This is a genomic window from Candidatus Pelagibacter communis (genome assembly GCF_001180025.1).
In the GTDB taxonomy this organism is placed as follows: domain Bacteria; phylum Pseudomonadota; class Alphaproteobacteria; order Pelagibacterales; family Pelagibacteraceae; genus Pelagibacter; species Pelagibacter ubique_A.
In genome coordinates this window covers 44,707-70,516 of record NZ_CVSK01000048.1, presented here as the reverse complement: position 1 = coordinate 70,516, position 25,810 = coordinate 44,707, and the positions used below count along the sequence as shown (strand labels likewise).

Below are 25,810 nucleotides of genomic sequence, written 5' to 3'. Positions count from 1 at the left end.
GTAAGAAAATACTCTTCAAGAAAAAATAATTAGTAAAACCTTGTTTAGATAAATTCTAGTCAAGTACAAAAATTTTAATAATAGCAATAAAAAATGACAATATGGCGCGCCCTGGAGGATTCGAACCTCCGACCCTCGGTTTAGAAAACCGATGCTCTATCCAGCTGAGCTAAGGGCGCAAAATTTACTGATATATATAATACTAAATTAGTTTTTAAAAAGAAATTTTTTAACAATTAGCAATAAAGATAACAGTTCAACTCTTCCGATAATCATAAAAAATATTAGAAAATATTTAGTTAAAAAGTGCAAATTTTGAAAATCAAAGTCCGATAGACCATAAGCAGATGAATTAACCGTGTTCATCAATGTCAATATAGCTAATTTGAAAGAATATTCAAATTGAATATCAGATAAAGACAATAAGATGGTTAAAGAAAAAAGTGAAATAACAAAAATTAATATTGTTAAAAAATATTTATTTATGTCTTTAGTATCAAAATTAATTTTAGAAAAAACCAATTTGTTCATAAATACATTTTTTGGCCTGCTAAAAGAAAGAATTTGATTAATAGAATATTTGGTTAAAGAATATATTTTTAAAAACCTTAAACCTGAGCTCGTAGAAAAAAAGGAACCACCAATAACTACAAGTAAGATATATATAAAATGTAAGTTAGCTTGATCAATATCAAGAGAAATACCTATATTTGAAATGCTGCTAACTAAAGATAAAAAACTGTATGTGAAATTAGTATCATAGCTAAAGAATACAAAAAATATACTTACAACTATAATAAAATATAAAAATAAATGTATATCTTCATAAAAAAAATTTAAATTTTTTTTTCTTAGAAAAATTAAATTATATGTAAAAAAAATACTAAAAAAAGAAATCAGCATTAAAAAAGAAAATATAATTATTTGAAAATCGTTTATTAAAATTGACGAAAGATCATTTGAAGGCAGAAATCCACCTGATGAAATTACTGTCATTGCTAAATTCAGTGAATTAAATGATCTAATTCCAAGAATATTTAAAATAATAAAAATTGAGATAGTTAATCCTGTGTAAAGTAAAAGAATTTTAATTGATTGTTTTAAAATCTCAGCTGAATTAAAAGATAAAAAATTAGTTAAAGATTTTTTTAAACTTTCATCATAAATATCAATTAAAAAAATTATAGAATATAAAAAATACAAACCACCTATCCATTGTATTGATGATCTCCATAAAATTAAGCCTTGATCAACATGTTTGATATTTTCAAAGATAGTAAAACCTGTTGAAGTAAATCCAGAAACTGCCTCGAATAAAGAATTTAAAAAAGATAAATTATAAATACTTAAATAAAAAGGTATAGATAAAACCATAGGCATTAAAAGATATCCCAATAGGACGGTTAATATCTTTTCAAATATTGAGGGTTTTTTGGGATCAGTTTTAATTTTGTAAAAAATTATTCCAATTACTGCAGAAATAATTAAGCTAAAATAATATGTGTTTAGATTTAGATATAAATTAAAATAATATGAATAAATAATATTTAAAAAAGAAAAAATAGATATTAATATAAAAAAGAAACTTAAGTACTTTACTCTAAAAAATGACATTTAATTAAATAGAACTTATTCTAAATATATTTTCTACTACTGAAATAGAATCTTTCTTTGCTAAAAAAACAACTTTATCCTCTTTTTGAAATACAAAATTTGATCTAGGTATAATAACTTTATTTTCTCTTAGGATTGCGCCAATTCTTATCTCATCTGGCAAATTTGAATTTTTTAATTCTTTATTAATAAGCTCTGAAGTTTCTATAATTTCAGCTTCAATTACTTCATATTCACCATTCATAATAGTATAAGCTGTCTCAATTGTTCCTTTATGAACATGCTTTAAAATACTTGAAACAGTATTCATTCTTGGATCAATAAGATCATCAATTTTTAAAGAGTTTTGTAACAAAGAATAATTGGGCTTATTAATTAAAGCCATGGTTCTTTTATCATCAATATCTTTTTCGTCTTTTGCAAATTTTTCAACGAGAACACTTACCATCAAATTATCCTCATCATCATTTGTTAAAGCAAGAACTGTTTCGGCTTCTTGTAAATTTGCTTCTGCTAATACTTCCTCGTCTAAAGCATCACCATTAATAACAATCGTATTATTTAATTCGCTGGCAAGAAATTCAGCTCTTTCTTTGTTTTTTTCAATAATTTTAACTCTTGCTGCGTCTAAAGTTTCTTCAATGTTTTTAGCTAAGTTAAAACCTATGTTGCCACCACCTACAATTAAAATATTTTTAGATACTTTTTCTTCATGTCCAAAAGCTTCTAAAGTATCTGACATTTGTGATGAATTTATTATCACATAAATTTTATCATTTTTTCTTACATCATCATTTTTCTTTGGAATTAAAAATTTTTCATCTCTTATTATTCCAATAATATTTGCATCTAAATTAGGATGTTTTTTCGTTAAATCATTGAGCTTGATGTTAATTAATTTACAATTTTCGTTAATTAAAATTTCCAATAATTTAATTTTATTATCAGCAAATGGAACACTGTCTAATGCTCCTGGAGCCTCAAGTTTTCTTTGTATTGATTTAGCAATTTCAATCTCTGGTGAAATAATCACATCTATTGGGAGATTCTCTTTATTATAAACTCTTGTAAATTTTGGGTTTAGATAATCTTGAGATCTTATTCTGGCTATTTTTTTTGGAATTTTAAAAATTGAAAATGCTATTTGGCAAATAAGCATATTAATTTCGTCGTTTCTAGTAACTGCTATAATCATGTCAGTCTCTGCTGCGTTAGCTTTTTCAAGTATAGAAGGATAAGTTCCTTTTCCAACTATAGCTTTAACATCTAATGCATCATCAATTTTTTGAATATCTTCGCTAGAAGGGTCAATAACAGTTATAGAATGACCTTGTTCACTTAGCTGTTTAGCTATAGTGAACCCTACTCTTCCAGCTCCACAAATGATTATATTCATCTAATTAAATTCTTTGATGCCCAAACCTTTTAATTTTCTATGTAATGCGCTTCTTTCCATTCCAACAAAATTAGCCGTTTTAGAAATATTTCCATTAAATTTTTTAAGTTGAATAGTTAAATACTCCTTTTCAAACTTTTCTCTAGCCTCTTTTAATGGCACAGAAAGGCTATTTTCAGCTAATTGATCATCAAAATTTGTATTTTTTAAAGATTCTTTAATAATATTTGAGATTTTATCTTTTGAATCTGGTTGCAATATTGCAATTCTCTCAATTAAATTTCTTAACTCTCTAACATTACCATGCCAATTATGATTAAGTATGTAACTGTTATTATCATCTATATCTAATTCTTTAATTTTATAATTTTCTGATATTTTTTTTGAAAAATATTTAATTAACAAAGGTATATCTGAAATTCTTTGGCTTAATGGTTCAATGTTTATCTCAAAAACATTTATTCTGTGAAATAAATCCTCTCTAAAATTTCCAATTTCTATTTCTTTTTTTAAGTCTTTACTTGATGAGCAAATTAATCTTACATCTACACTAACATCATTACTACCATTTACTCTTTTAAATTTTTGATCTGTTAATACCCTTAATATTTTTGATTGTATATCTAATGGAATTTCTGAAACTTGATCTATTAATAGTGTTCCTCTGTTTGCTTTTTCAAGCGCACCGTATGATATAGAACCATTCTCCTTTTCTTCTCCAAATAATTCTAATTCATACTTGTTCATATCAAGCAAAGCACCATTTAAGACAATAAATGGATTTTTACTTCTAGTAGACGCTTTGTGGATTTTTCTAGCAATTAATTCTTTTCCTGAACCTGAGGGGCCGCTTATAAAAACCCTACTTTCAGTAACTGATATTTTTTTAATTTGATAATTTATATTTACTATATTTTTGCTTTTTCCTATTAATTCATAGGATGAAAATAATTTACTTTCGTATTCTCTATTTTGTTTTTTTAAATTAAAGTTTTCAACTGCTCTTTTAACAAAATTAATTAATCTTTCTTGATCAAATGGTTTTTCTATAAATTCAAAAGCACCATGTTGCAATGATTTGACAGCCATTTCGATATTCGCATGTCCAGAAATAATTATAACAGGTGTATCTTTATTTTTAGATTTAATATGTGAAAGAAGCTCAATACCATCATTATCCCCTTTATCCAATTTAACATCAAGAATTGCGACATCAGGTAATTTTTTATCAATTTCAGCAAGTGCTTGATTATAATTTGCTGCTAATCGAGTTTTGTAACCTGCATCTATAATTAATTCATTAATTATATTTCTGATATCTGAGTTATCGTCTACTATTAAAATTTCTTCGCTCATTTTTGTTTTAAAAATGTTATATTTATTTTTGCTCCATTATTGATTGGTATAAAATCTATTTTTCCATTGTGATCATTAATTATTTTATTAACTATCGATAATCCTAAACCAGTTCCATTTTTCTTAGTTGTGAAATACGGATTAAGTATATCTTTAATTTTGTTTTTTAATTCACTAAAACCAACACCATTATCCTCTATAATTACTTTTATGTGGCCATCATCTTCGGTAAGTTCAATAGCAATTTTTTTGCTGAAATTGTTATTGTTTTGAGCTTTTTGATTGATACTTTCGATAGAATTTTTAATCAAATTTAAAAACACTCTACTTATTTGTTCTTTATCACTATCAATTAAAATTTTATCAGAGTCTTTGTTAAAGATAATATTAATCGTATTGTCTAATTCTTTTAGCAAATTTATATTTTCGTGAATTATATCTACTAAATTATTCTCTCGAAAGATTGGTTTAGGCATTCTTGCAAAATCAGAAAATTCATTAACTAACTTTTCAATTTGCTTTATCTGATTATTTATAATTTTTAAATTATCTTTAAAATTCTCAATTTCACTTTCTTGTAATTTTTTAGAATATTTATTTTTTAATCGATCTATAGTTAATTGAATGGGTGTAAGTGGATTTTTGATTTCATGAGCAAGTTTTCTGGCCAGGCTTCCCCATGCCTCATGTCTTTCATTAATAATTAGTTTTTCTTGCTGACTTTTCAACCTATCTATCATTAAATTAAAATTTTTATTTAAAGTTTCTAAATCTTTATCTGTCTTCACTTCAGGAACTTTTGCATTAAAATTTCCCTTTCCTATCGATGCTGATGCTAAAATTAAGTTATTTATTGATCTAAAGAATCTGGATGAAAATCTAATTGCTATTGATATGGAAACAAATAACAAAACACTAACAACTATTATATATATAATTGCAAAAGAAATTTTTATACCTGTACTTTTTTCTTCGACAGTATAATAAAAATTTATAGCTTCTTGAGATTCATTTAAATATTTTGAAATATCTTTATCTAAATATTTTACAACATACAAAAATCTATCATCAAAATTCTGCAATCTCATTATAGCTGCTGAAATATTTTTTGGAGCATTAATTATTTTTAATGGCCTATCATCATCTAAAACCATATTTAGAGCTTTATCTACAGGTGGTATGTATGGCTGACTATCATTTAATGAAGTAAATAATAATTTTTTATTAATGTCTATAATGTGAACTTCATCTACATTACGAATTAATTTTTGTGTATTTAAAAATCTCTTATATTCATTTTGATTATCATTTAAAAATTTTTTACTTTTATTGGTATCAAAAGCTATCAAAACTATATCAGATTGAATTTTATTTCTGATTTCTTCTACGTAATTCCTTGCTAACTCATAGGAATTATTGACAACTGTGGTTACTTTTTTATCGAAATACTTTTCTAAAGCAAAAGAAAATAAGAATAACGAAAAAATAGATATTAATACAGAAGGTATAAGTGTAAATAATCCAAAGTATGTAATATATTTTTTATTTGATTTTAATCCATCTTTATCGATATCATTTTTTATAGCTCTCTTAATCTCAATAAAAATAAAAACAAAAAGTGCAAATAAAAGAGCAATATTTAGGACTAATAAAATTTGTAAATTTTGATCTGTTAATTCAATAAATCCTTTATCTATAAAAGTTAAAAAGGTTAAAAAACCTATCGATAATGTGATAATAAATAATATTATTAGATATATATTTTTTTTAATAAATTCGTACATTTGAATATAAAAACTACCATATAAATGAATACTTATTTTATAATACTAGCATCAGGACAAAGCAAAAGATTTAATTCAAAAAAACCAAAGCAATTTAATATTTATAAAAACAAGGCTCTTTTTAAACATTCTTTAGAAAAAGCAATGAAATCAAAGCTGTTTAAAAAAATTATATTAGTCGTAAATAATAAAAGAAGTATTAAAGAAAAATTTCCTAAAAATATATCAATTATAAAAGGTGGTAAAGAAAGATCTGATTCCTCTTTAATAGCCTTAAAATATATAAAAAAATTTAAACCTAATAATGTTCTAATTCATGATGCTGCTAGACCAAATTTCACAATCAAGCTTTTAAAAAATCTAATTAAATCACTTAAAAAAAATAATGCGGTAATACCTTACACGCATGCAAAAGACTCAATTAAATATAAAGTAAAAAACCAACTTTTTAACTTAAATCGAAATAATTCAATTCTAACTCAAACCCCACAAGCTTTTAAATTTAAAGATTTATATAATCTTTCAAGTAAAGAAAAAAATAAAATTACTGATGAAGCAACATTATTTATTGAAAATAATCTAAAAATTAAATTTATTAAGGGTGAAAACTTAAATTATAAAATTACATTTAAAGAAGATATCAAAAATAATAAAACTTATTTTGGTATTGGTTTTGATATTCATAGATTAATAAAAGGTAAAAAACTTTATTTAGGTGGTATAAAGATTCCTTATCACTCAGGACTTAAAGGTCATTCAGATGGAGATGTAATTATTCATTCAATAATAGATTCTCTTCTTGGGGCTATGAGAAAAAAAGATATTGGTAACTTTTTCCCAGATAATCAAAATAAATATAAAAATATTAGATCCCCTAAAATGCTAAAACCTATTCTTGAAATATTAAATAATAATGAATTTTATATAAATAATTTAGACATAAATTTAATATGTGAACAACCAAAAGTTTCAAAGTATCGGTATAAAATAATCAAATCTCTATCTAATTTATTAAATATTGATAAAGAATTAATTAACTTAAAAGGTAAAACAGTAGAAAAACTTGGGTTAATTGGAAAGGAAAAAGCAATAGCATGTGAAGTTATTTGCTCAATTACACAATGAAAAAAATAAATGTTTTGTTATCCACTTTCTTTGGTTATGGATATTTAACCAAAATTCCTGGAACCGTAACTTCTGCAGTAATAACTGTTTTTATTTATATTGCTTATGAAATTTTAGGTTACACTGATCTTAAGTTTTCAATTATTTTTTTTATACTTTTATTCTTTTATTCATTTTATGCCGTAAAAGATTCTGAGTCTGAATTTAAAAATAAAGACCCAAGGCAAATAGTAATCGATGAAGTTTTGGGGCAATCTATGCCTTTAATTTTGTTATTGTATTTAAATCAAACTAATCAAATAAGTATTTCCATTGAAATTTATTATATTTTATCTTTTGTTTTTTTTAGATTTTTTGACATCCTAAAACCTTTTCCAGTAAGTTATTTTGATAAAAACCATAAGAACTATTTTGGAATAATTATGGATGATATAATGGCAGGTTTATATTCAATGATATTAATATATTTAATAAGTTTAAAATTCTAATGAGTATTCAATTACTGCATAAAAAATTAATTAAAAAAAGATTAACTATATCCGTAGCTGAATCATGTACGGGTGGATTATTGGCCTATAATTTAACTAAATTAGCTAATTCATCAAAATATTTTCAAATGGGTCTAATCAGTTACTCTAATCAAGCAAAAATAAAGATATTAAAGGTTAATAAAAATATTATCAGAAAATATGGTGCGGTAAGCCATGAGTGTTGTAAGGCAATGGTTCAAAATTTATCAAAAATATCAAAGAGTAAAATCAGCGTTTCGATAACAGGAATTGCTGGTCCAGGAGGTGGATCAAAAGAAAAACCTGTTGGCCTTGTTTATGTTGGCATTAAAAAAGGTAAAACTCTGCTTATTAAAGAAAATAAATTTAAATCAAAAAACCGTAATTCAATTCAAAAATCAACAGTCCGTAATGTCATTAAGATAATCAGTAAAATTATTTAATACTTTCAGCTCTTTTTTGAAACGCGTCTGCTATCTTTTCCAAACCAAATTGAAAAGATTTAGTCATTAAAATATTTAAGAACTTATTTTCTATTTCAAAATCAATATCAAATAAAACCTCTGTTTTATAACCTTCAGTATCATTTCCCACCTCAATAAATTTCCAATTATTTTCTAAATGATTTAATGGTCCACCTAAATTAACAACATGAATATGATCATTTTTTTTATTTAATTTAACGTCACTTTTAAATGTATCTTTAAACGGTCCCTTACCTATTGTAAGATCCGCAATTATATTTATTGTATCTCCGTTATCACTTCTCTTATAAACTTTTGAATTATCACAGAAAGGAATAAATTCTGGGTATTTTTCAATATCTAAAACAAATTCAATTAGCTTATCTTTTCTGTTATCAATTAATCGCCTAACTGATGCTTTTGGCATTAATTATTTTTTAATCTATTTTGTTGAAGTTTCGCAAAATCTTCATCTGCATGATATGAAGATCTAGTTAGAGGGGATGAAGACACCAACAAAAATCCTTTAGCTTTTGCAATTGTTCCTAAATCTTCAAACTCTTTTGGCGTGTAATATCGATCTAATGGATAATGTTTGGGTGATGGTTGTAAATATTGACCGATCGTTATGAAATCAACATCTGCGGCTCTTAAATCATCCATGACTTGTAAAATTTCGTCTCTTGATTCCCCTAGGCCAACCATTATTCCTGATTTAGTAAAAATATTTTTATTAACTTTTTTTGCATTTTTCAAAAGTTCTAAAGATGCAAAGTATCTAGATCCCGGTCGAACTTTTAGATAAAGACTAGGGACAGTTTCAATATTATGATTAAAAACATCTGGTTTAGCATCTAAAACTTTTTTATATGCATCTCCTTTTCTTAAAAAATCAGGTGTAAGAACTTCAATAGTAGTATTTGGATTTGATTCTCTAGTTTGTTTAATCACTTCAAAAAAATGTTCTGATCCACCATCGTCTAAATCATCTCTATCCACTGAAGTAATAACAACATGTTTTAAATTTAATTTTTTTACTGCTTCTGCAATCTTGACAGGTTCAAGTTGATCTAATTTTCCTGGTACACCAGTTTTAACATCACAAAAAGCACAAGCTCTTGTACAGGTGTCTCCCATAATCATAAAAGTTGCATGTCGCTTACTCCAACATTCGGTTATATTAGGGCAGTTTGCTTCCTGACAAACAGTTACAAGATTATTATTATTTACTATTGTTTTGGTTAAAAAGAATTCCTTACTATTTGTAAGTTTTGATCTAATCCATTCAGGTTTTTTTTTAATTGGATTAACCGGTTTGTTTTCTTTTTCTGGATGTCTACTTTTCATCTTTTTTAATTATATAAATAGTCTCATTTTTTTTACCAAACAAAAATCGTTCTCTAATTAAAGTCTCAATATAATCAAGATCCAAATTAATACTTAGAAGTGAATTTTTATGATCCATATCTTCTATTTTATTAGTTAGGGTTAATTCTTCTTTTTTCAAGTTAGACAAAAGTTCCTTCTTTTCTATATACGAAAAAAGGCCTCTTTCTCCAGACACTAAATTAAAACCAAAATAAAAAATAAGAAAAACAGATATTAATAAAAAATAATTTTTTTTTATTAATCGAAGCATTAATTGATCTTATTCATCCTCGCTTTTTTTCCAAGTTCTTCTTCAATACGGATTAATTGATTATATTTTGCAACCCTTTCAGATCTAGCTAAGGATCCAGTTTTAATTTGATTTGAATTAGTGCCTACTGCTAAATCGGCAATAAACGTATCCTCACTATCACCTGATCGATGAGATATAATTGTTTTATATCCAATTGTTTGAGCAAATTTAATTACATCTAACGTTTCTGAAACAGTGCCAATTTGATTTAGCTTGATCAAGATAGAATTTGAGGAAATATTTAAGAAACCTTTCTTTAATCTTTCAAGATTTGTTACATACAAATCATCTCCAACAATCTGAACTTTTTTTATTGATTTCATTAATTTATTCCATGATAACCAATCATTTTCAGCAAATGGATCTTCAATAGATTTAATTTTATATTTTTTTATAATTTTTTGATATTCTTTGATGGATTTATCTACTGAAATATAACTTTTAGAATGAATAGAGTATTTGTTTTTTTTATATAATTCATTAGCAGCCACATCAAGACAAATAGAAACATCTTTACCATTAACAAATCCTGACTTTTTAATTGCACTCACAATTAAATCTAAAGCTTGATTATTACTACTGATCATGGGTGCAAACCCACCTTCATCACCTACTGAAGTTGATAAACCTTTGTCTTTAATTAATTTACTTAAGTTTTTAATGACAACAAAACAAATCCGCATTGCCTCAGAAAAACTTTTTGCACGATCAGGCCTGATCATAAACTCTTGAATTCTAAGACCATTATTTGCATGCGCTCCACCATTAATAATGTTCATTAATGGATAAGGTAATTGAAAGTTATTTTTTTGAGAAAAAGTTTTATACAAAGGTAATTTTTTTACTTTTGCAGACAATTTTTTTACAGCCATAGAAACTGCTAACATCGCATTAGCTCCTAAATTAGTTTTTTGTCTTGTACCATCTAAATTAATTAACAAAGCATCAATTCTTTCTTGATTATGGATACTTTGTCCTTTTAATTTTTTTGAAATCTTTGTGTTAACCAAGTTAACTGCACTTAAAACACTTTTTCCTAAATACCGTTTATTATTTTTATCTCTTTTTTCAAATGCTTCAAAAGTTCCTGTGGAAGCACCTGAGGGACAAATAGCAGATGCACTATTATTTTTAATATAAACCTCTGCCTCTACTGTTGGATTTCCTCTACTGTCAAAAACTTGACGTGCTTTTACTTTTAAAATTTTACTCACTATTTTTTAATTAGATTATCTATATCGTGTAATTGTTTTAATAGATTCTCTAATTTATTCAATGGTACCATGTTTGGTCCATCTGATGGAGCATTATCAGGATCTTGATGTGTTTCAATAAATACACCTGCAACTCCAACTGCAACTGCAGCTCTTGCTAAATATTCAACAAATTCTCTTTGACCACCAGAGGATTCACCTTGGCCACCTGGTTGTTGAACAGAATGAGTTGCATCGAAAATTACTGGATAGCCATTCTTTGCCATTATAGGTAATGATCTCATGTCAGAGACTAAAGTGTTGTATCCAAAACTTGCACCTCTTTCTGTGACTAGGATGTTTTTATTTCCTGAGTCTGAAATTTTTTTAGTTACATTCACCATATCCCAAGGTGCTAGGAACTGACCTTTTTTTACATTAATAATTCTATTTGTTTTAGCCGCAGCAATTAATAAGTCTGTTTGTCGACATAGAAAAGCTGGGATTTGTAAAACATCAACATGTTTTGAAACAATTTCACATTGTTCAGCATTATGAATGTCTGTTAAAATAGGGACATTCAATTCCTTTTTAATTTTATCAAATACAGGAAGTGATGCATCTAACCCTGCTCCCCTTTTGCCTTTTAAACTAGTTCTGTTCGCTTTATCAAATGAGGTTTTGTAAATAAATCCAAGGCCAAACTTTGAAGTAATTTCCTTAATTTTTCCAGCCATATCCATTGCATGTTGTTCTGTCTCTAACTGGCAAGGACCTGCAATAATACAAATCTTATTGTTGTTTGAAATTTCTATATTTTCACAATTTACTTTAATCGCACTCATCTATGATTTTTTGCTGCTTTGATAAAAGAAGAGAATAAAGGATGTGGGTTCAAAGGTCTAGATTTAAATTCAGGATGAAACTGAACTCCTATGAACCATGGATGATTTTTAAGTTCAATTATCTCTGGAAGCTTATGATCTGGAGATAAGCCTGAAAATATTAATCCTTTCTTCTCAAATTTTTCTTTATATAAAATATCCACTTCATATCTATGTCTATGTCTCTCTTTGATTATTCTAGATTTATAAATATCTCTAATTTTAGACTTATCTTTTAAGATTGCATCATAAGAACCAAGTCTCATGGTGCCACCTAAGTCTTTATTTGTCCCTTTAATTTTTCTGCCACTTTTCTCCCATTCATGCATCAAGCCAATAATATGAACACCGCCTTTATCAAACTCAGAAGAAGTTGCTTTTTTAATCTTTAATTGATTTCTAGCAAATTCAATTATTGCCATCTGCATTCCATAACAAATTCCAAGGAATGGAATTTTATTTACTCTTGCATACCTTATCGCTTCAATTTTACCCTCAGTTCCCCTTTTGCCAAACCCACCTGGAATTAGAATTCCTGAAACATTTTTAAGTTTATTTTTTATTTCTGAAACTTTTAATTTTTCAGAATCTATTCTAACCAAATTAACTTTAAGATTATTGGATATTCCTCCATGAGTAAGTGCTTCATCTAAAGATTTATAAGCATCCTTTAATTCAACGTATTTTCCAATAATTGCAATGTTAACATGTCTATTAGTATTAAGAGTAATTTTTGTTATTTTTTTCCAAGGATTCAAATTTGCAGGTTTTTTTGATTTTAATTTAAAATAATTTAAAACTTGAATATCTAATTTTTGATTAAAAAAACTAATCGGTGCCTCATAAATAGTTTTAACATCAACAGTTTCAATTACATTTTTGATATCAACATTACAAAACAAAGATATTTTTTTTCTATGGTCTAAAGGAATAGGTCTTTCTGATCTACAAATAATAATATCAGGTTGAATACCAATGCTTCTTAATTCTTTAACTGAGTGTTGGGTTGGTTTTGTTTTTATTTCATCCGATGCTTTTAAATAAGGAACTAAAGTTAGATGAATAAATAATGCATTTTTTTTACCAATATCATTAGAAAATTGTCTAATTGCCTCTACAAATGGTAAGCTTTCTATATCCCCTACTATTCCTCCTATTTCACAAATGACAAAATCTTCTTTAGATGTATCGTGTTTTATAAATTCTTTAATTCTGTCTGTGATATGAGGAATAACTTGAACTGTTTTACCTAAATACTGACCTTTTCTTTCTTTCTTTAGGACATCACTATAGATTTTTCCTGTCGTAATATTATCAGTTTTCTTTGCAGTTACTCCTGAAAATCTTTCATAGTGACCTAAATCCAAATCTGTTTCAGCACCATCATCTGTTACAAAAACTTCTCCATGTTGAAACGGGCTCATTGTTCCTGGATCCACATTTAAATAAGGATCTAATTTTCTTAAACGAACTTTGTAACCTCTTGATTGTAACAAATAAGCAAGCGATGCAGAAGAGAGACCTTTACCAAGGGATGAAACCACGCCGCCAGTGACAAATATATATCGCGCCATGGAAGTATCTTATAGCGAATAAAAAATGAATTGAAAAGGATTAATTAATTATTTTCTGGAATTGAAGGCGTGTCTTCAGTTTTTTCCTCAACTGTATCCAATACCGACCCCGTAGGAGTAAGTTCTGCTCTAGATATTATTGTTAAGGCTAAACTACAAATAATAAATAGCGTTGCTATGATTGCAGTGGCTTTTGTCATGAAGCTGCCTGCTGATCTAGATAACATAAAATTTTCTTGCGAAACTCCAATACCAAGAGCACCTCCTTCTGATTTTTGCAACAAAACCAAAAGAACTAAAATGACAGCAAGTATGATGTTAATTACAAGTAATAAAGTTTCCATGATGGTTTAATTAATCGTTTTTTGAATTATATCAATAAATTTTTTTGGAATTTGTGATGCGCCTCCTATCAAAAAACCGTCAATGTTGGGAACTTTTTTTAATATGCTTGCATTATTAGTATTTACAGATCCACCATATAAAATTTTAGGATATATTTTTACAAATCTACTTTTAATAAATGAAATAGTTTTATTTAAATCAGCTTCTTTTGGAATTACACCTGTTCCGATAGACCAAACTGGTTCATAAGCTACAATAATTTTAGATTTATTCTTTATCGATTTTAATCCTTTTTTAATTTGTCTTTTTAAAATTTGATTGGTTTTTTTTTGTCTTCTTTCTTTCAAAGTTTCGCCAATACAAAAAATGATTTTTAAACCTGATTTGATTGCACTTTTAATTTTTAAATTAATTATATTGTCTGTTTCTCCTAACTGCCTGTTTTCTGAGTGTCCTAAAATAACATACTTTGCTCCAACATTTTTAAGCATATTAGAATTTACTTGTCCTGTGTAAGCACCATAGTCATAGCTGTAATGACAGTTTTGAGCACCAACCTCAATATTTGTTTTTTTAAGTCTTCTTGATAATGGACGAATTAATGTATTAGGTGGGCAATAAACTATTTTAAATTTATTTTTTTTGTTATTTTTTGAAAACTTTATTACTTTATCAAGTGAATTTAGAGTTCTTAAATCCCCAAACATTTTCCAATTAGCTACAAAATACATATATTTATTTGTCATAATTGACTTTTTAATCTATAGATTTGTTTTTTACAGATCAATAAATTTATAAAGCAATGATAGAAAAACTAAAAGAATTAGGATGGAAAAAAACTGGAGGATTTTTAGTGATGGCCGTTGTTGCTTTCGCTTTTATCTTTGGTGGTTTTGGTGGTGGATTTAGCACAAATAATCAAAACAATATTGCAAAAATAAATAAAACAAATGTAACAACTCAAGATTTTATTGACTATGTGAATCAAAGTGGAATTTCACAAGAAGTTATTAGGGATAACTTAGACAATAATATTATTGAAGAACTATTATCAGGGTTAATTTCAACTAAATTGATTGATTTAGAAATTAATGACTTTGACCTTTCAATAAACGAAAGAACCATACTTAAAAATATTAAAAGAAATAAAAATTTCCATGATGAAAATGGTGCTTTTCAAAGAATTAAATATGAAAAATTTTTACTATCAAACAACATGTCAGCTGCAATGTTTGAGTTACAATTAAAAAATAGAGAATTGCAGAAACACTTATTTGATTTTATTGGAGCAGGAACAATAACCCCAAATTTTTTGATAGAAAATAACTTTGAGGAAAATAATAAATCTTTAGATATCGAGTATTTTGATATGGAAACCCTTTATAAAACTAAGGAAGATTATACAGATAATGAAATCGAAGTATTTATTGATGAAAACAAAGATCAATTAAAAAGAGAATATATAGATTTTAAGTATGTGATTTTAAATCCAAAAAATCTAATTGGAATTCAAGAATTCAATCAAGAATTTTTTGATGAAATTGATTCAATTGAGAACAAAATTTCTCAAGGAATTACATTTGAAACTATATTAAAAGGAATAAATGTTGAAATTATTGAGGTAAATCAGTTTGTACCTAGCTCCAGTAAACAGATTAATGAAGATTTAATTTATTCTAAGAAAACATCTAAAATAGACTTGATAGAGAGTGGTGATAACTTTCTACTTTATAATATTGATAATCAATATGATCGAGCTCCAAATTTAAATGATGAAATCATTAAAAGAGAAATTGTAGAGTTAATATATCAAAAAGGTAAATTTGATTACAATAGAAAAATCATCGAAGAAATTCAGGATAAAAAATTTGATAATTCAAAATTTGAGGAACTTGCTGGATATAATAAAAAATACTCTTCAATCAACTCTATAGAAGATAATAATATCTTTGATATTAATTCAGTTAAAATGCTTTATGCGATGCCAGAAAACTCTTTTGCATTAGTAAATAAAGAACAAAATATTTTTTTAGTCAAAATTACTGGATCAAATAAAAACTCATTTAACAAAACAGATGAGAAATACATCAAATTTGTAAATACACAAAATACTAATAACAGAAAAAGTATCTTACAATCGTATGATCAATTACTAAATACTAAATATCAAGTCCAATTAAATCAAAAAACTATTGATCGACTTAAAAATTACTTCAAATGATAATTAATCGAAGCTTCAAAGATTTTAAGTTTCGACACAGAAGCAAAAAAAATCAAATTATCTTCACTAAAAAAAAAGTAAAAAATGATGAGGAAGTATTAAACCTAATAGACAATTTCCTAGAGGAAAAAAATAGTTTTATATTTGAGTCTGTAGAAAAAGGTAAAATCAAAGGTAGATATACAATATTTGGTAAAAATCCTGATAAAATTTGGGAATTTAATAATAATAATTCTTATCTAATTCAAACAAATAAAAAAAGAAAATTAAATGATAAACCAGATAAATTAATTGAAAAAATAATTGAAGATTTCAAGTTTGAAATTCCCAAAAATTTACCTAACATTTGCTCATTAGTCTCTGGGTATTTTTCTTATGATTCAATCAGATACATAGAAAAAATTCCTAATAATTGTAAAAATGATCTTAATTTACCCGATGTAAGGCTTCTTCGTCCAAGAACTTTAGTCATTCATGATAATTTAAAAAAAGAAATTTTTTACATATCTAATATTTTTAAAGATGAAAAAATTAAAAACTATCAAAATAAATATGAAGAAGTTAAATCTGATTTGTTTAAATTACTCATTCAGTCATCAATTAAAAATATTGATAAAAAAGTAATTCAAAAATCAAAAAATATAAAAGTGAAATCTAACACTTCAAAAAATAAATTTTTATCAATGGTTAATAAGGCAAAAAAATATATTAAATTAGGAGATATTTTTCAGGTTGTTTTAAGCCAAAGATTTGAGGCAAAATTAACAAAAAAACCATTAGATATTTATAAAAAACTAAGAGTAACAAACCCCTCTCCTTTTATGTTTTTCTTCAACTTTGAGGATTTTCAAATAATTGGCGCAAGTCCTGAAATACTAGTGAGACTTAGGGATAATAAAATTACTGTAAGACCAATTGCAGGTACTAGACCACGTGGCAAAACTAAAAAAGAAGATCTTTTTTATGAAAGAGATCTACTTGAAGATAAAAAAGAACTTTCAGAGCATTTAATGTTACTTGATTTGGGTAGAAATGATGCTGGTAAAGTCTCAAAGATAAATTCGGTAAAAGTTACAGAAAGTTTCATTATTGAGAGATATTCTCATGTAATGCATATAGTTTCAAATGTAGTTGGGGAATATAATAAAAAATTTTCAAAATTTAAATCACTCTTAGCTGGTTTTCCAGCAGGTACTGTTTCTGGAGCTCCAAAAATTAGAGCTATGGAAATTATAGATGAATTAGAAACATCAAAAAGAAAAGTTTACGCAGGTGGAATTGGATATTTTGCTGCAAATGGGGAATTTGATACATGCATAGCTTTAAGAACTGCAGTTGCTAAAAATAAAAAATTTTATGTGCAAGCAGGTGCAGGTATAGTTGCAGATAGTAAACCTAAAAATGAATATGAGGAAACAGTTAATAAAGCAAAAGCTTTAATTAATGCTTTAAGATGATGAAAGTATTGTTAATAGATAATTACGATAGTTTTACTTTTAATTTGTATCACTACATCTCATCATTAAATGTTAAAGTTGATGTAGTTAGAAATGATAAAATTAATTCTAAAGAAATCATTAAAAAGAAATATGATAAAATTGTTATTTCACCAGGACCGGGTAACCCAAATCAATCTGGCAATTGTATTAAAATATTGAAATCATTATATAAAGAATTACCTTTTCTAGGAGTATGTTTGGGTCATCAAATAATTGGACAAGTTTTTGGATCAAAGATTGTCCAAGCAAGAAAGTTAATGCACGGTAAAACAAGCAAAATTAAATCCAAAAAAATCGGTATTTTAAAAAACCTCCCAAATACATTTGAAGCTACCAGATACCATAGTTTGGTAATTGATAAAAAAACGTTATCAAAAGAGCTAGAGATTACAGCAGAGACAGAAGATGGAATTATAATGGGTGTTCAACATAACAAATTTAATATTCATGGTGTACAATTCCATCCTGAAAGTATTAAAACTAAGTTTGGAATGAAAATTCTTAAAAACTTTATTAACAATTAAATTTATGAAACAAATTTTAGAAAAACTTAAAAATAAACAACATTTAACTTTTGAAGAAAGTAAAACTGCTTTTGAAATATTAATGACTGGAAAAGCCAGTGATGATGAAATTTTTGACTTTTTAACTTTGCTATCTAAAAAAGGTGAAGTTTCAGATGAAATATCGGGTGGAGTTTTTGTTCTTAGAGAAAAGTCAAAAAGAGTAAATGTAAGTGATTGTATTGATACTTGTGGGACTGGCGGTGATGGTATGAATACACTTAACATTTCAACTGCTTCTGCCCTACTTTTAGCTAGCATGGGCACAAAAGTTGCTAAACATGGCAATAAAGCTGTTTCTTCAAAATGTGGGTCTGGTGATGTTTTAGAAGCTCTTAAAATTAAAATTGATTTAGAACCTGAGGATATTGAAAAAGAAATTAATATCAATAATTTTGGTTTTATGTTTGCACCAAATTATCATAGTGCAATGAAATTTGTAGGACCTGTAAGAAAGAAAATTGGAAAAAGAACTATTTTTAATATGATTGGTCCATTAAGTAATCCGGCTCTTGTAGAGAGACAAGTTATAGGTGTGTTTGATAAAAAATTATTAAAAGTATTTGCAGAAGGACTTAAAAATTTAAATTTAAAATTTGCTTGGATAGTAAAGAGTGAGGATGGATTAGATGAAATATCTCCTTATGCAATCACTAATGTTACCCAATTAAAAGATGGTCAAATTTCTGAAATAAAAATAGATCCAAATGCTTTAGGGGTCAATGCAGATAATTTTAAAAATTTAGTGGGTGATGATGCTAAATTTAATGCTGATAAGATGATTGAAATATTTAAAGGTGAAGATAATGATTTTTCAAAAGCAGTTTGTTTAAATGCTGCAGCAGGTTTAATTGTTGGAGAAAAATTTTCTGAATTTTCTGAAGCTTACGCTCACGCAAGAGAATTTATTCTTTCTGGAAAAACTTTTTTACATCTAGAAAAGATTCAAAATGTCTGAAAATATACTTCAAAATATCATTCAAAAAAAAATTGAAAAAGTTGATAAATTAAAAAAAACTTTAGATCTTAATGTTTTAAATGAGTTAATAGATAAAAATAATAGCTATATAAATTTTAAAGAGAAAATAGAAAATAATATAAAAAATAGTAAAACTTCAATTATTGCTGAAATTAAAAAAGCAAGTCCTTCAGCAGGTATAATAATTGATGATTATAATCCTGTTGATATTGCTCAGATTTATTTAAATAATAAAGCAACTTGCCTTTCAGTTTTAACAGAAGAAGATTATTTTTTAGGAAATTTAATTCACATAAGCAAAATAAAAGATAAAATAAATTTACCTATATTGTGTAAGGATTTTTTTATCGATAAATTTCAAATACCTTTGGCAAAAAGTTATGGCGCTGATGCTATTTTAATTATTTTGGCTGGGGTTTCGGATGATCTTGCTTCTGAATTATATGATGAAGCTATGAAATATAATATGTCAGTTATTGTTGAAGTTCATACAGTAGAAGAAGCTAAAAAAGCATTAAATTTTAAAGATGCATTAATTGGAATAAACAATAGAAATTTAAAAACACTTAAAACTGATATAAATACAACTTATGATATTTATGATGTAGTAAAAAGTCACAAAGGTCCTTTAATATCTGAAAGTGGAATTAAGAACAAAGATGAACTATTAGAACTAAATAACAAAACATCAATTAACACTTTTTTAATTGGTGAATCACTTTTGAAAAACTTAGATAAAAATTCTATTTTTTCAGTTTTATAGTCAAATAAAGCCCTATTTTGCTAATTTTTTTTAGTATTGTTAATTTAAAAGAACTTTTATAGAACATTATTTGTACGATATTTGTTCTTATGCTAACAAAAAAACAAAAAAACCTACTTTTATTTATCAACAAGAAGTTGAGAAGTTCTGGTGTGTCTCCTTCATACGAAGAGATGAAACAGTCTCTTAATTTAAAATCTAAATCAGGTATTCATAGATTGATCAGTGCTTTAGAAGAAAGAGGTTTTATTAAAAGATTAGCTCACAAAGCAAGAGCTTTAGAGGTTATTAAATTACCAGAGACAGCTTCTGCCAACGATATTTATAATAGCTTTTCACCTAGTGTCATTAAAGGTGGACTAGATGAAGAACAAACCGATTCTGATGAAGTAGAAGTACCAGTACTTGGAAAAATTGCTGCAGGAACACCTGTTGAAGCAATACAAAATGAGGTTTCTAGAATTCCACTACCAAATAATTTAGAAAAAAACGGTGATTACTTTGGATTAAAAGTTCAAGGTGACTCTATGATAGACGCAGGTATTCATGAAGGAGATACTGTTATTATTAAAAGAACTGATACTGCTGATAATGGTAAAATCGTAGTTGCTTTAATAGATGAGCATGAAGCGATGTTAAAAAGAATTCGGAAAAAAGGTAAAGTTGTAGCGCTTGAAAGTGCTAATAGAAACTATGAAACTAAGATTTTTGGACCTGATAGAGTAAAAGTTCAAGGAGTTTTAGTATCTTTATATAGAAACTTCTAAAAAAATAGTCTAAACAACATTGATGTCTAAAGTAGCAACACGTTTTGCTCCATCCCCTACTGGAGCTCTGCATATTGGAGGGGTTAGAACTGCCTTATTTAATTGGTTGTTCTCTAAAAATCAAAAGGGAACTTTTCATCTAAGAATTGAAGATACTGACAAAGAAAGATCAAAAGAGGAACACAAAATACAAATTATTAAATCATTAAAGTGGATAGGGATTGAACATGATGGTGAAGAATATGTTCAGTCACAAAAAATAGAAGATCATATTAAAATTGCTAATGAATTATTAAAAAAAGGCAACGCATATAAATGCTACTGCTCTGCTGAAGAGATAGAGGAACAAAAAAAAAGAGCTAGGCAAAAAAAGATGCCATATATTTATAATAGAAAATGGAGAGATGCTGATGAAAAAGATGCTCCTAAAGATATTAAACCCGTAATTAGATTTAAAAGTAAAATAGAGGGAACTTCTAAACTTAATGATTTAGTTCAAGGAGGTGTTGAAATTGAAAATAATACAATAGAAGATTTTATAATTTTAAGAAACGATGGAACACCAACCTATAATCTTTCTGCAACTGTTGACGATCATCAAATGGGAATGACACATATAATTAGAGGAGATGATCATAAGATAAATACTTTTAAACAAATACAAATATACCAAGCAATGGGTTGGGATGTTCCAGAATTTGCACATATTCCACTAATTCATACTATTGAAGGTAAAAAACTTTCAAAAAGAGATAATGCCTCAACTTTGGATGATTACTCAAAAATAGGAATAATGCCTGGTGCATTAAGAAATTATTTACTTAGATTAGGATGGTCATATCAAGATAAAGAAATATTTACTCTAGAAGAGAGCATTGAACACTTTAATTTAGCAGGTATTGGAAAATCACCATCAAAACTAGATATGAGTAGAATATTATCAATGAATGAGCATTATATAAAAACAATCGATGAGAACGATCTTTATCAATGTCTAGACGAATATTGTAAAATTTATAAAGAAGAAATTAAAAATGACAAAGAAACAAAAGTTAAATCCTCATTATCATTTTTAAAAAATAAGGCTAAAACATTAGAAGACATTTACAATAATTCAAAATTCATCATAAATGATGAAGTTAACTTCAATGAGGATGATATTAAATTAATAGATGATAAAGCAAAAAAAATTATTTCAGAATTTATTAAAGAATTATCATCTATTTCAAAAATAAATAAAGAGAATTTAGAGCCTGTAGTAAATAATTTAATAAAAATAAATGATACAAATTTTAAAGGTGTCGGTCAGCCTATACGAATTGGTTTAACAGGATCAAAATTTGGTCCTGGATTATATGATATAGTTATAGCTCTTGGTAAAGAAGAAGTTTTAAAAAGACTAGCTAAGATAATTTCTTAAAACTAAACAAGCCTCTTCAGATGAAGAAGTTTTAGATCTAATTCCTTCTAATGTTTTTGAACAATCAGATAATTGTTTTTTTGATAAGGTCAGGGTTTTTTAAAAGATAAATTACAGATCTATAAATTTCATCAGCATTACATTCACTTTGTAACAATTCAGGAATTACTTCACGATTATTGATAATATTAATTATATTTGCAAATTTAACATTAACTAACATTTTAAATATCATAAAATTTATAAAACTGAGTTTATAAATAATTATAGAAGGTATATTTGAGCTCGAAATTTGCAGTGAAACTGTACCAGATTTAGATACAGCAAAAATTGAATTAGATAAAATTTTAGATTTAATACCTTCGTCTGAAACCACATCTACATTTTCAATATTAAATTTTTTAATTTCTGACAAAATTAAATTTTTGTTTTCATCAGTTGCATGAAAGTAAAAATAAAAATCATTATGTCTTTTGTTTATTAGTTTTATAAAATCAATTAAAATATTTAATAATACGTCTGTTTCAGATTTTCTACTTCCAGGGAAAATTGATATTATTTTTTTATCTTTAGGAATTATATTTTCAACAATTTTTTTATTAACTTGATTATTCTCAATTAATGGGTGTCCAACGAAAGTATTTTTAATTTTTTCTTCATCAAAATATTTTTTTTCAAAGTCAAATAAAAGAAGAATATGATCGATATATTTTTTAATTTTTTTTACTCTATTTTTTCGCCATATCCAAACTTGTGGAGCTACATAATGAATTATTTTAATATTATTGTTAATTTTTTTAACTCTTTCAGCGACACGCATAGTAAAATCAGGGCTATCAACAGAAAATAATATATCAGGATTAAATTTTATTATTTCATTAACAGTGTAGTTAATTTTTTTTCTAATTTTAAAGATATTTAATAAAATACTTGTAAAACCTAGATAAGTTATTTCATTTAAATTAAAAATACTTTCAATTCCTAATTTTTTTAAATGATTTCCACCAACAGATGAATATTCAATATTAGGATTTTGAGATTTTAACTTTGATATAACCGTTGAAGCTAATTTATCTCCAGAAGGCTCACCTGTGAGTATGAATATTTTTTTCATATAATATTGATAAATATCTTGTTCTTATTAGCAAATTTAATGCATTTGATTTTATCTAGAAAAATATTCTTTTTAGATTGTAAAACGACACCCCGTAATCCATACTTTTTAATATCTTTAAAAGTTTGTAGACCAACTGTTGGTAAGTCCATTCTTAAATCTTGTTTCTTTTTTGGGAGTTTTATTAAAATTCCATCTGAATTTTTCTTCAATTCTGATAGCATTTTTTTTGTTCCCTCTCTTCCTTCTTTAGCTAAAATTTTACCATCTTTGACAACTATGGCCTGAACATGGTCTAAACTTTTTGTTTTGTTAAAATAAGCTTTACCTTTTTTTATTGAAATTATATCCAGTTTATTTGGTTTAAATTTACTATAATTTCCTCTCCTTAAAGATAATTCTGGATTAAAAAATATAGAGCTTATAACTTTAATTCCTTCATTGTTTAAAATTTTTATAATTGATTTAATTATAGCGGCATCACCTATTTTGGCTGCTCTTATTACACTTGGCATATAATAAATCCCTTTTAAATCTAATCTTAAAGAATAAAAATTTGGTTTTGAAATTTTACCTGCGAACAAAACTTTCTGACATTTTTTTTGTTTAATTATATTTATTATTCTTCCAAATTTTCCAATACTTATTCTGAATGAATTTTTATCTTTTTTAAATTTATTATTTTTTGAAAAATCAATTATAAAATATTTTTTTTTTAATTTCTTAACTTTACTTAGAACTATATCTGAAAAATCAGTGTCACCTAAAAACAAACCTATCATTTTATTTTGAAAATGGAGTACAAATTGGTCTTTTCTTATCCATTTCTATAAATTTAATAACTTCTGCAACTAATTCATTATTCTTTAATACATTTGATAAATTGCTTAAATTTTCTGTTAAATTTTCGTTCTTAAAAATTTCTTTATAAGCATCACTCAAAGTCATTATCTCTTTATTTGGAATATTTTTTCTTCTTAGACCTATTAAATTCAATCCTTGCAAAACACTTCTGTTTCCATGTGCAATACCATAAGGAATTATATCTCTAACTACACCGCACATACCACCAATCATTGCTGATTTGCCTACTCTTGTGAATTGTTGGACAGCTGAATTACCACCAATAATTGCATTATCGCCAATATGTGCATGACCTCCCAAAGGTACATTATTTGCTAAAATAACATTATCACCAACAAAACAATCATGTGCAATATGGGCTGAAACCATGAACAAACAATTATTGCTAATTTTTGTTAATCCTCCTCCCCCTTTTGTTCCTGGGTTAATTGTAACATATTCTCTAATTTTATTATTATCTCCTATCTCTAATCTAGTTTTTTCACCTTTAAATTTTAAATCCTGGGGATGATTGCCAATTGAAGCAAATGGATAAATAATATTATTTTTCCCAATTATTGTTTGTCCTGTAATATTTACGTATGATTGAACAACTGTACCTTCTCCAATTTCAACATCAGGACCTATGACAGAATAAGGACCAATTTTAACGTTTTTTGAAATTTTAGCTTCTGAATCAATAATTGCTGTTTTGTGTATCATTTATTATCTCTTAAAAATTCCTTAATATTTTTTGCTGGGTACCCCATTACTTTAGTATTGTCAGGAATACTTCTTATAACACCAGAACCACCTCCTATTTCAACATTATTTCCAATTTTAAGATGTCCTGAAATCCCAGCTTGTCCACCAATTTTAACATTGTTTCCGATGACAGAACTACCAGCTATACCAACTTGTCCAGCTATAATAGAATTTTCACCAATTTTAACATTGTGAGCTATATGTATCTGATTATCCAAATAAGTATTTTTTCCAATTACTGTATTTGACATTGAGCCTCTATCTATAGTAGCTCCACACCCTACCTCACAATTATCTTCAATTATAACTATACCTATATGTGGATATCTTAAATTTTGATTTTTCAAGGGAAAAAATCCAAATCCATGTTTACCTATAACACATCCATCTAAAATTCTTACATTGTCTTTAATAATTGTATTTCTAATAATTGTATTTGAACCAATTGAACAATTGTTTCCAATATTAACATTTTTTTCAATAATAGAATTATGACCTATTACACAGCTTGATCCAAAAGATACATTGTTACCAACTAAAACATTTTTTCCGAATTTAACTTTATCTTTAAGTTTTGTTTCTGATATAGAAATTGCAGTTTCGTCAAAATTATCATTAATTGAATCGGGATAAAACTTAGAGGTCAAATTAGAAACGGCAACTAAAACATTCTCAACAGTTAAAGAATTACAATGTTTGGGTAGATCTTTTTTTAAAGACTCTGTGGTTATGCAGAAAGATGCTTTTGTGTTTTTGGCAGTATCTTTGTATTTTTTAGAATGAAAAAAAGTAATATCAGAATTATTTGCTGTAAATAGATCTTTTATATCTGTAATTTTTTGATCAGATTTTAATTTATCACTTTTGATATTTAAACATTTTATAATCTCAGAAACTGAAAATGGACCATAATTTTTAAAGAAAGGATGAGACATAAATACTTTTAACAAA

At 26.5% G+C, this 25,810-nt stretch carries 26 protein-coding genes and 1 tRNA gene; 10 read left to right on the top strand and 17 right to left on the bottom strand.

All coding sequences use genetic code 11. The features are described from left to right. Window positions 1–102: 102 nt before the first annotated feature. The 5 genes from AMN83_RS02645 to AMN83_RS02625 form a co-directional block, all read right to left on the bottom strand. Window positions 103–179 (bottom strand) — tRNA-Arg (locus tag AMN83_RS02645). Window positions 180–207: 28 nt separating this feature from the next. Continuing rightward, entirely contained in the window at window positions 208–1,380 is a 1,173-nt protein-coding gene (locus AMN83_RS02640; RefSeq protein ID WP_256998062.1) for a TrkH family potassium uptake protein, read from the bottom strand. 238 nt (window positions 1,381–1,618) lie between these two features. Next, entirely contained in the window at window positions 1,619–3,010 is a 1,392-nt protein-coding gene (gene trkA / locus AMN83_RS02635; protein WP_075504154.1) for a Trk system potassium transporter TrkA, read from the bottom strand. Beyond that, on the bottom strand, window positions 3,011–4,366 hold the full coding sequence (locus AMN83_RS02630) for a sigma-54-dependent transcriptional regulator (RefSeq protein ID WP_075504153.1): 1,356 nt from the start codon (window positions 4,364–4,366) through the stop codon (window positions 3,011–3,013). Beyond that, window positions 4,363–6,150: a sensor histidine kinase NtrY-like gene (locus tag AMN83_RS02625; RefSeq protein ID WP_075504152.1), complete on the bottom strand. Its 1,788-nt coding sequence runs from the start codon at window positions 6,148–6,150 to the stop codon at window positions 4,363–4,365. The genes AMN83_RS02630 and AMN83_RS02625 overlap by 4 nt, the downstream gene beginning before the upstream one ends. 24 nt (window positions 6,151–6,174) lie before the next feature. Between AMN83_RS02625 and ispF the strand changes: the two genes are divergently transcribed. From ispF to AMN83_RS02610, 3 genes are read left to right on the top strand one after another with little or no spacing between them, the layout of a single operon-like run. Continuing rightward, a complete protein-coding gene (gene ispF / locus AMN83_RS02620; protein ID WP_075504151.1) occupies window positions 6,175–7,275 on the top strand; it encodes a 2-C-methyl-D-erythritol 2,4-cyclodiphosphate synthase in 1,101 nt (366 codons plus the stop codon). Further along, window positions 7,272–7,763 carry a phosphatidylglycerophosphatase A family protein gene (locus AMN83_RS02615; RefSeq protein ID WP_075504150.1) on the top strand — a complete coding sequence of 164 codons (492 nt, stop codon included), beginning with the start codon at window positions 7,272–7,274 and terminating at the stop codon, window positions 7,761–7,763. Before ispF ends, AMN83_RS02615 begins: the two co-directional genes overlap by 4 nt. Further along, complete coding sequence (locus AMN83_RS02610) at window positions 7,763–8,227, top strand: CinA family protein (protein WP_256998061.1); 465 nt, start codon at window positions 7,763–7,765, stop codon at window positions 8,225–8,227. The genes AMN83_RS02615 and AMN83_RS02610 overlap by 1 nt, the downstream gene beginning before the upstream one ends. Here the strand turns inward: AMN83_RS02610 and AMN83_RS02605 are convergent. From AMN83_RS02605 to tpiA, 8 genes are read right to left on the bottom strand one after another with little or no spacing between them, the layout of a single operon-like run. Further along, the gene (locus tag AMN83_RS02605; protein WP_075504148.1) at window positions 8,220–8,675 is read right to left on the bottom strand and encodes a type II toxin-antitoxin system RatA family toxin; all 456 of its coding nucleotides are present in this window, start codon (window positions 8,673–8,675) and stop codon (window positions 8,220–8,222) included. The two genes, AMN83_RS02610 and AMN83_RS02605, sit on opposite strands and share 8 nt — an antisense overlap. Beyond that, the gene (gene lipA, locus AMN83_RS02600; protein ID WP_075504147.1) at window positions 8,675–9,595 is read right to left on the bottom strand and encodes a lipoyl synthase; all 921 of its coding nucleotides are present in this window, start codon (window positions 9,593–9,595) and stop codon (window positions 8,675–8,677) included. The genes AMN83_RS02605 and lipA overlap by 1 nt, the downstream gene beginning before the upstream one ends. After that, on the bottom strand, window positions 9,585–9,887 hold the full coding sequence (locus AMN83_RS02595; RefSeq protein WP_075504146.1) for an FtsB family cell division protein: 303 nt from the start codon (window positions 9,885–9,887) through the stop codon (window positions 9,585–9,587). Before AMN83_RS02595 ends, lipA begins: the two co-directional genes overlap by 11 nt. Next, window positions 9,887–11,143: a phosphopyruvate hydratase gene (gene eno / locus AMN83_RS02590; protein WP_075504145.1), complete on the bottom strand. Its 1,257-nt coding sequence runs from the start codon at window positions 11,141–11,143 to the stop codon at window positions 9,887–9,889. The genes AMN83_RS02595 and eno overlap by 1 nt, the downstream gene beginning before the upstream one ends. Beyond that, window positions 11,143–11,967 carry a 3-deoxy-8-phosphooctulonate synthase gene (kdsA, locus tag AMN83_RS02585; protein ID WP_075504144.1) on the bottom strand — a complete coding sequence of 275 codons (825 nt, stop codon included), beginning with the start codon at window positions 11,965–11,967 and terminating at the stop codon, window positions 11,143–11,145. Before kdsA ends, eno begins: the two co-directional genes overlap by 1 nt. Next, entirely contained in the window at window positions 11,964–13,580 is a 1,617-nt protein-coding gene (locus AMN83_RS02580) for a CTP synthase (RefSeq protein ID WP_075504143.1), read from the bottom strand. The genes kdsA and AMN83_RS02580 overlap by 4 nt, the downstream gene beginning before the upstream one ends. A gap of 44 nt (window positions 13,581–13,624) precedes the next feature. Then, a complete protein-coding gene (gene secG, locus AMN83_RS02575; protein WP_075504142.1) occupies window positions 13,625–13,924 on the bottom strand; it encodes a preprotein translocase subunit SecG in 300 nt (99 codons plus the stop codon). A 6-nt stretch (window positions 13,925–13,930) separates the two neighbouring features. Next, window positions 13,931–14,671 carry a triose-phosphate isomerase gene (gene tpiA, locus AMN83_RS02570; protein ID WP_075504141.1) on the bottom strand — a complete coding sequence of 247 codons (741 nt, stop codon included), beginning with the start codon at window positions 14,669–14,671 and terminating at the stop codon, window positions 13,931–13,933. Between the two features lie 56 nt (window positions 14,672–14,727). Here tpiA and AMN83_RS02565 point away from each other — a divergent pair, with 56 nt between their 5' ends. The 7 genes from AMN83_RS02565 (at window position 14,728) to gltX (ending at window position 22,137) form a co-directional block, all read left to right on the top strand. Continuing rightward, complete coding sequence (locus AMN83_RS02565) at window positions 14,728–16,146, top strand: SurA N-terminal domain-containing protein (protein WP_075504140.1); 1,419 nt, start codon at window positions 14,728–14,730, stop codon at window positions 16,144–16,146. Next, window positions 16,146–17,603 (top strand): anthranilate synthase component I, encoded by a 1,458-nt coding sequence (gene trpE, locus AMN83_RS02560; RefSeq protein WP_082255106.1) that lies wholly within the window; start codon window positions 16,146–16,148, stop codon window positions 17,601–17,603. The genes AMN83_RS02565 and trpE overlap by 1 nt, the downstream gene beginning before the upstream one ends. Further along, window positions 17,603–18,169: an anthranilate synthase component II gene (locus tag AMN83_RS02555; RefSeq protein ID WP_075504179.1), complete on the top strand. Its 567-nt coding sequence runs from the start codon at window positions 17,603–17,605 to the stop codon at window positions 18,167–18,169. Before trpE ends, AMN83_RS02555 begins: the two co-directional genes overlap by 1 nt. 4 nt (window positions 18,170–18,173) lie before the next feature. Then, entirely contained in the window at window positions 18,174–19,166 is a 993-nt protein-coding gene (trpD, locus tag AMN83_RS02550) for an anthranilate phosphoribosyltransferase (RefSeq protein ID WP_075504138.1), read from the top strand. Next, a complete protein-coding gene (locus AMN83_RS02545; RefSeq protein ID WP_075504137.1) occupies window positions 19,159–19,950 on the top strand; it encodes an indole-3-glycerol phosphate synthase TrpC in 792 nt (263 codons plus the stop codon). Before trpD ends, AMN83_RS02545 begins: the two co-directional genes overlap by 8 nt. Before the next feature lie 89 nt (window positions 19,951–20,039). After that, a complete protein-coding gene (lexA, locus tag AMN83_RS02540) occupies window positions 20,040–20,717 on the top strand; it encodes a transcriptional repressor LexA (protein WP_075504136.1) in 678 nt (225 codons plus the stop codon). Window positions 20,718–20,739: 22 nt separating this feature from the next. Continuing rightward, a complete protein-coding gene (gltX, locus tag AMN83_RS02535; protein ID WP_075504135.1) occupies window positions 20,740–22,137 on the top strand; it encodes a glutamate--tRNA ligase in 1,398 nt (465 codons plus the stop codon). A gap of 64 nt (window positions 22,138–22,201) precedes the next feature. On the opposite strand, the gene lpxB is transcribed toward gltX, so the two are convergent. Genes lpxB through lpxD form a run of 4 tightly spaced genes read right to left on the bottom strand, consistent with a single transcriptional unit; the run spans window position 22,202 to window position 25,794 of the window. Then, entirely contained in the window at window positions 22,202–23,251 is a 1,050-nt protein-coding gene (lpxB, locus tag AMN83_RS02530) for a lipid-A-disaccharide synthase (RefSeq protein ID WP_256998060.1), read from the bottom strand. Beyond that, entirely contained in the window at window positions 23,248–24,033 is a 786-nt protein-coding gene (lpxI, locus tag AMN83_RS02525; protein ID WP_075504134.1) for a UDP-2,3-diacylglucosamine diphosphatase LpxI domain-containing protein, read from the bottom strand. Before lpxI ends, lpxB begins: the two co-directional genes overlap by 4 nt. Before the next feature lies 1 nt (window position 24,034). Next, window positions 24,035–24,817, bottom strand: coding sequence for an acyl-ACP--UDP-N-acetylglucosamine O-acyltransferase (lpxA, locus tag AMN83_RS02520; protein ID WP_075504133.1), 783 nt, complete (start codon window positions 24,815–24,817; stop codon window positions 24,035–24,037). Continuing rightward, window positions 24,814–25,794: a UDP-3-O-(3-hydroxymyristoyl)glucosamine N-acyltransferase gene (lpxD, locus tag AMN83_RS02515; protein ID WP_075504132.1), complete on the bottom strand. Its 981-nt coding sequence runs from the start codon at window positions 25,792–25,794 to the stop codon at window positions 24,814–24,816. Before lpxD ends, lpxA begins: the two co-directional genes overlap by 4 nt. Window positions 25,795–25,810: the final 16 nt, after the last annotated feature.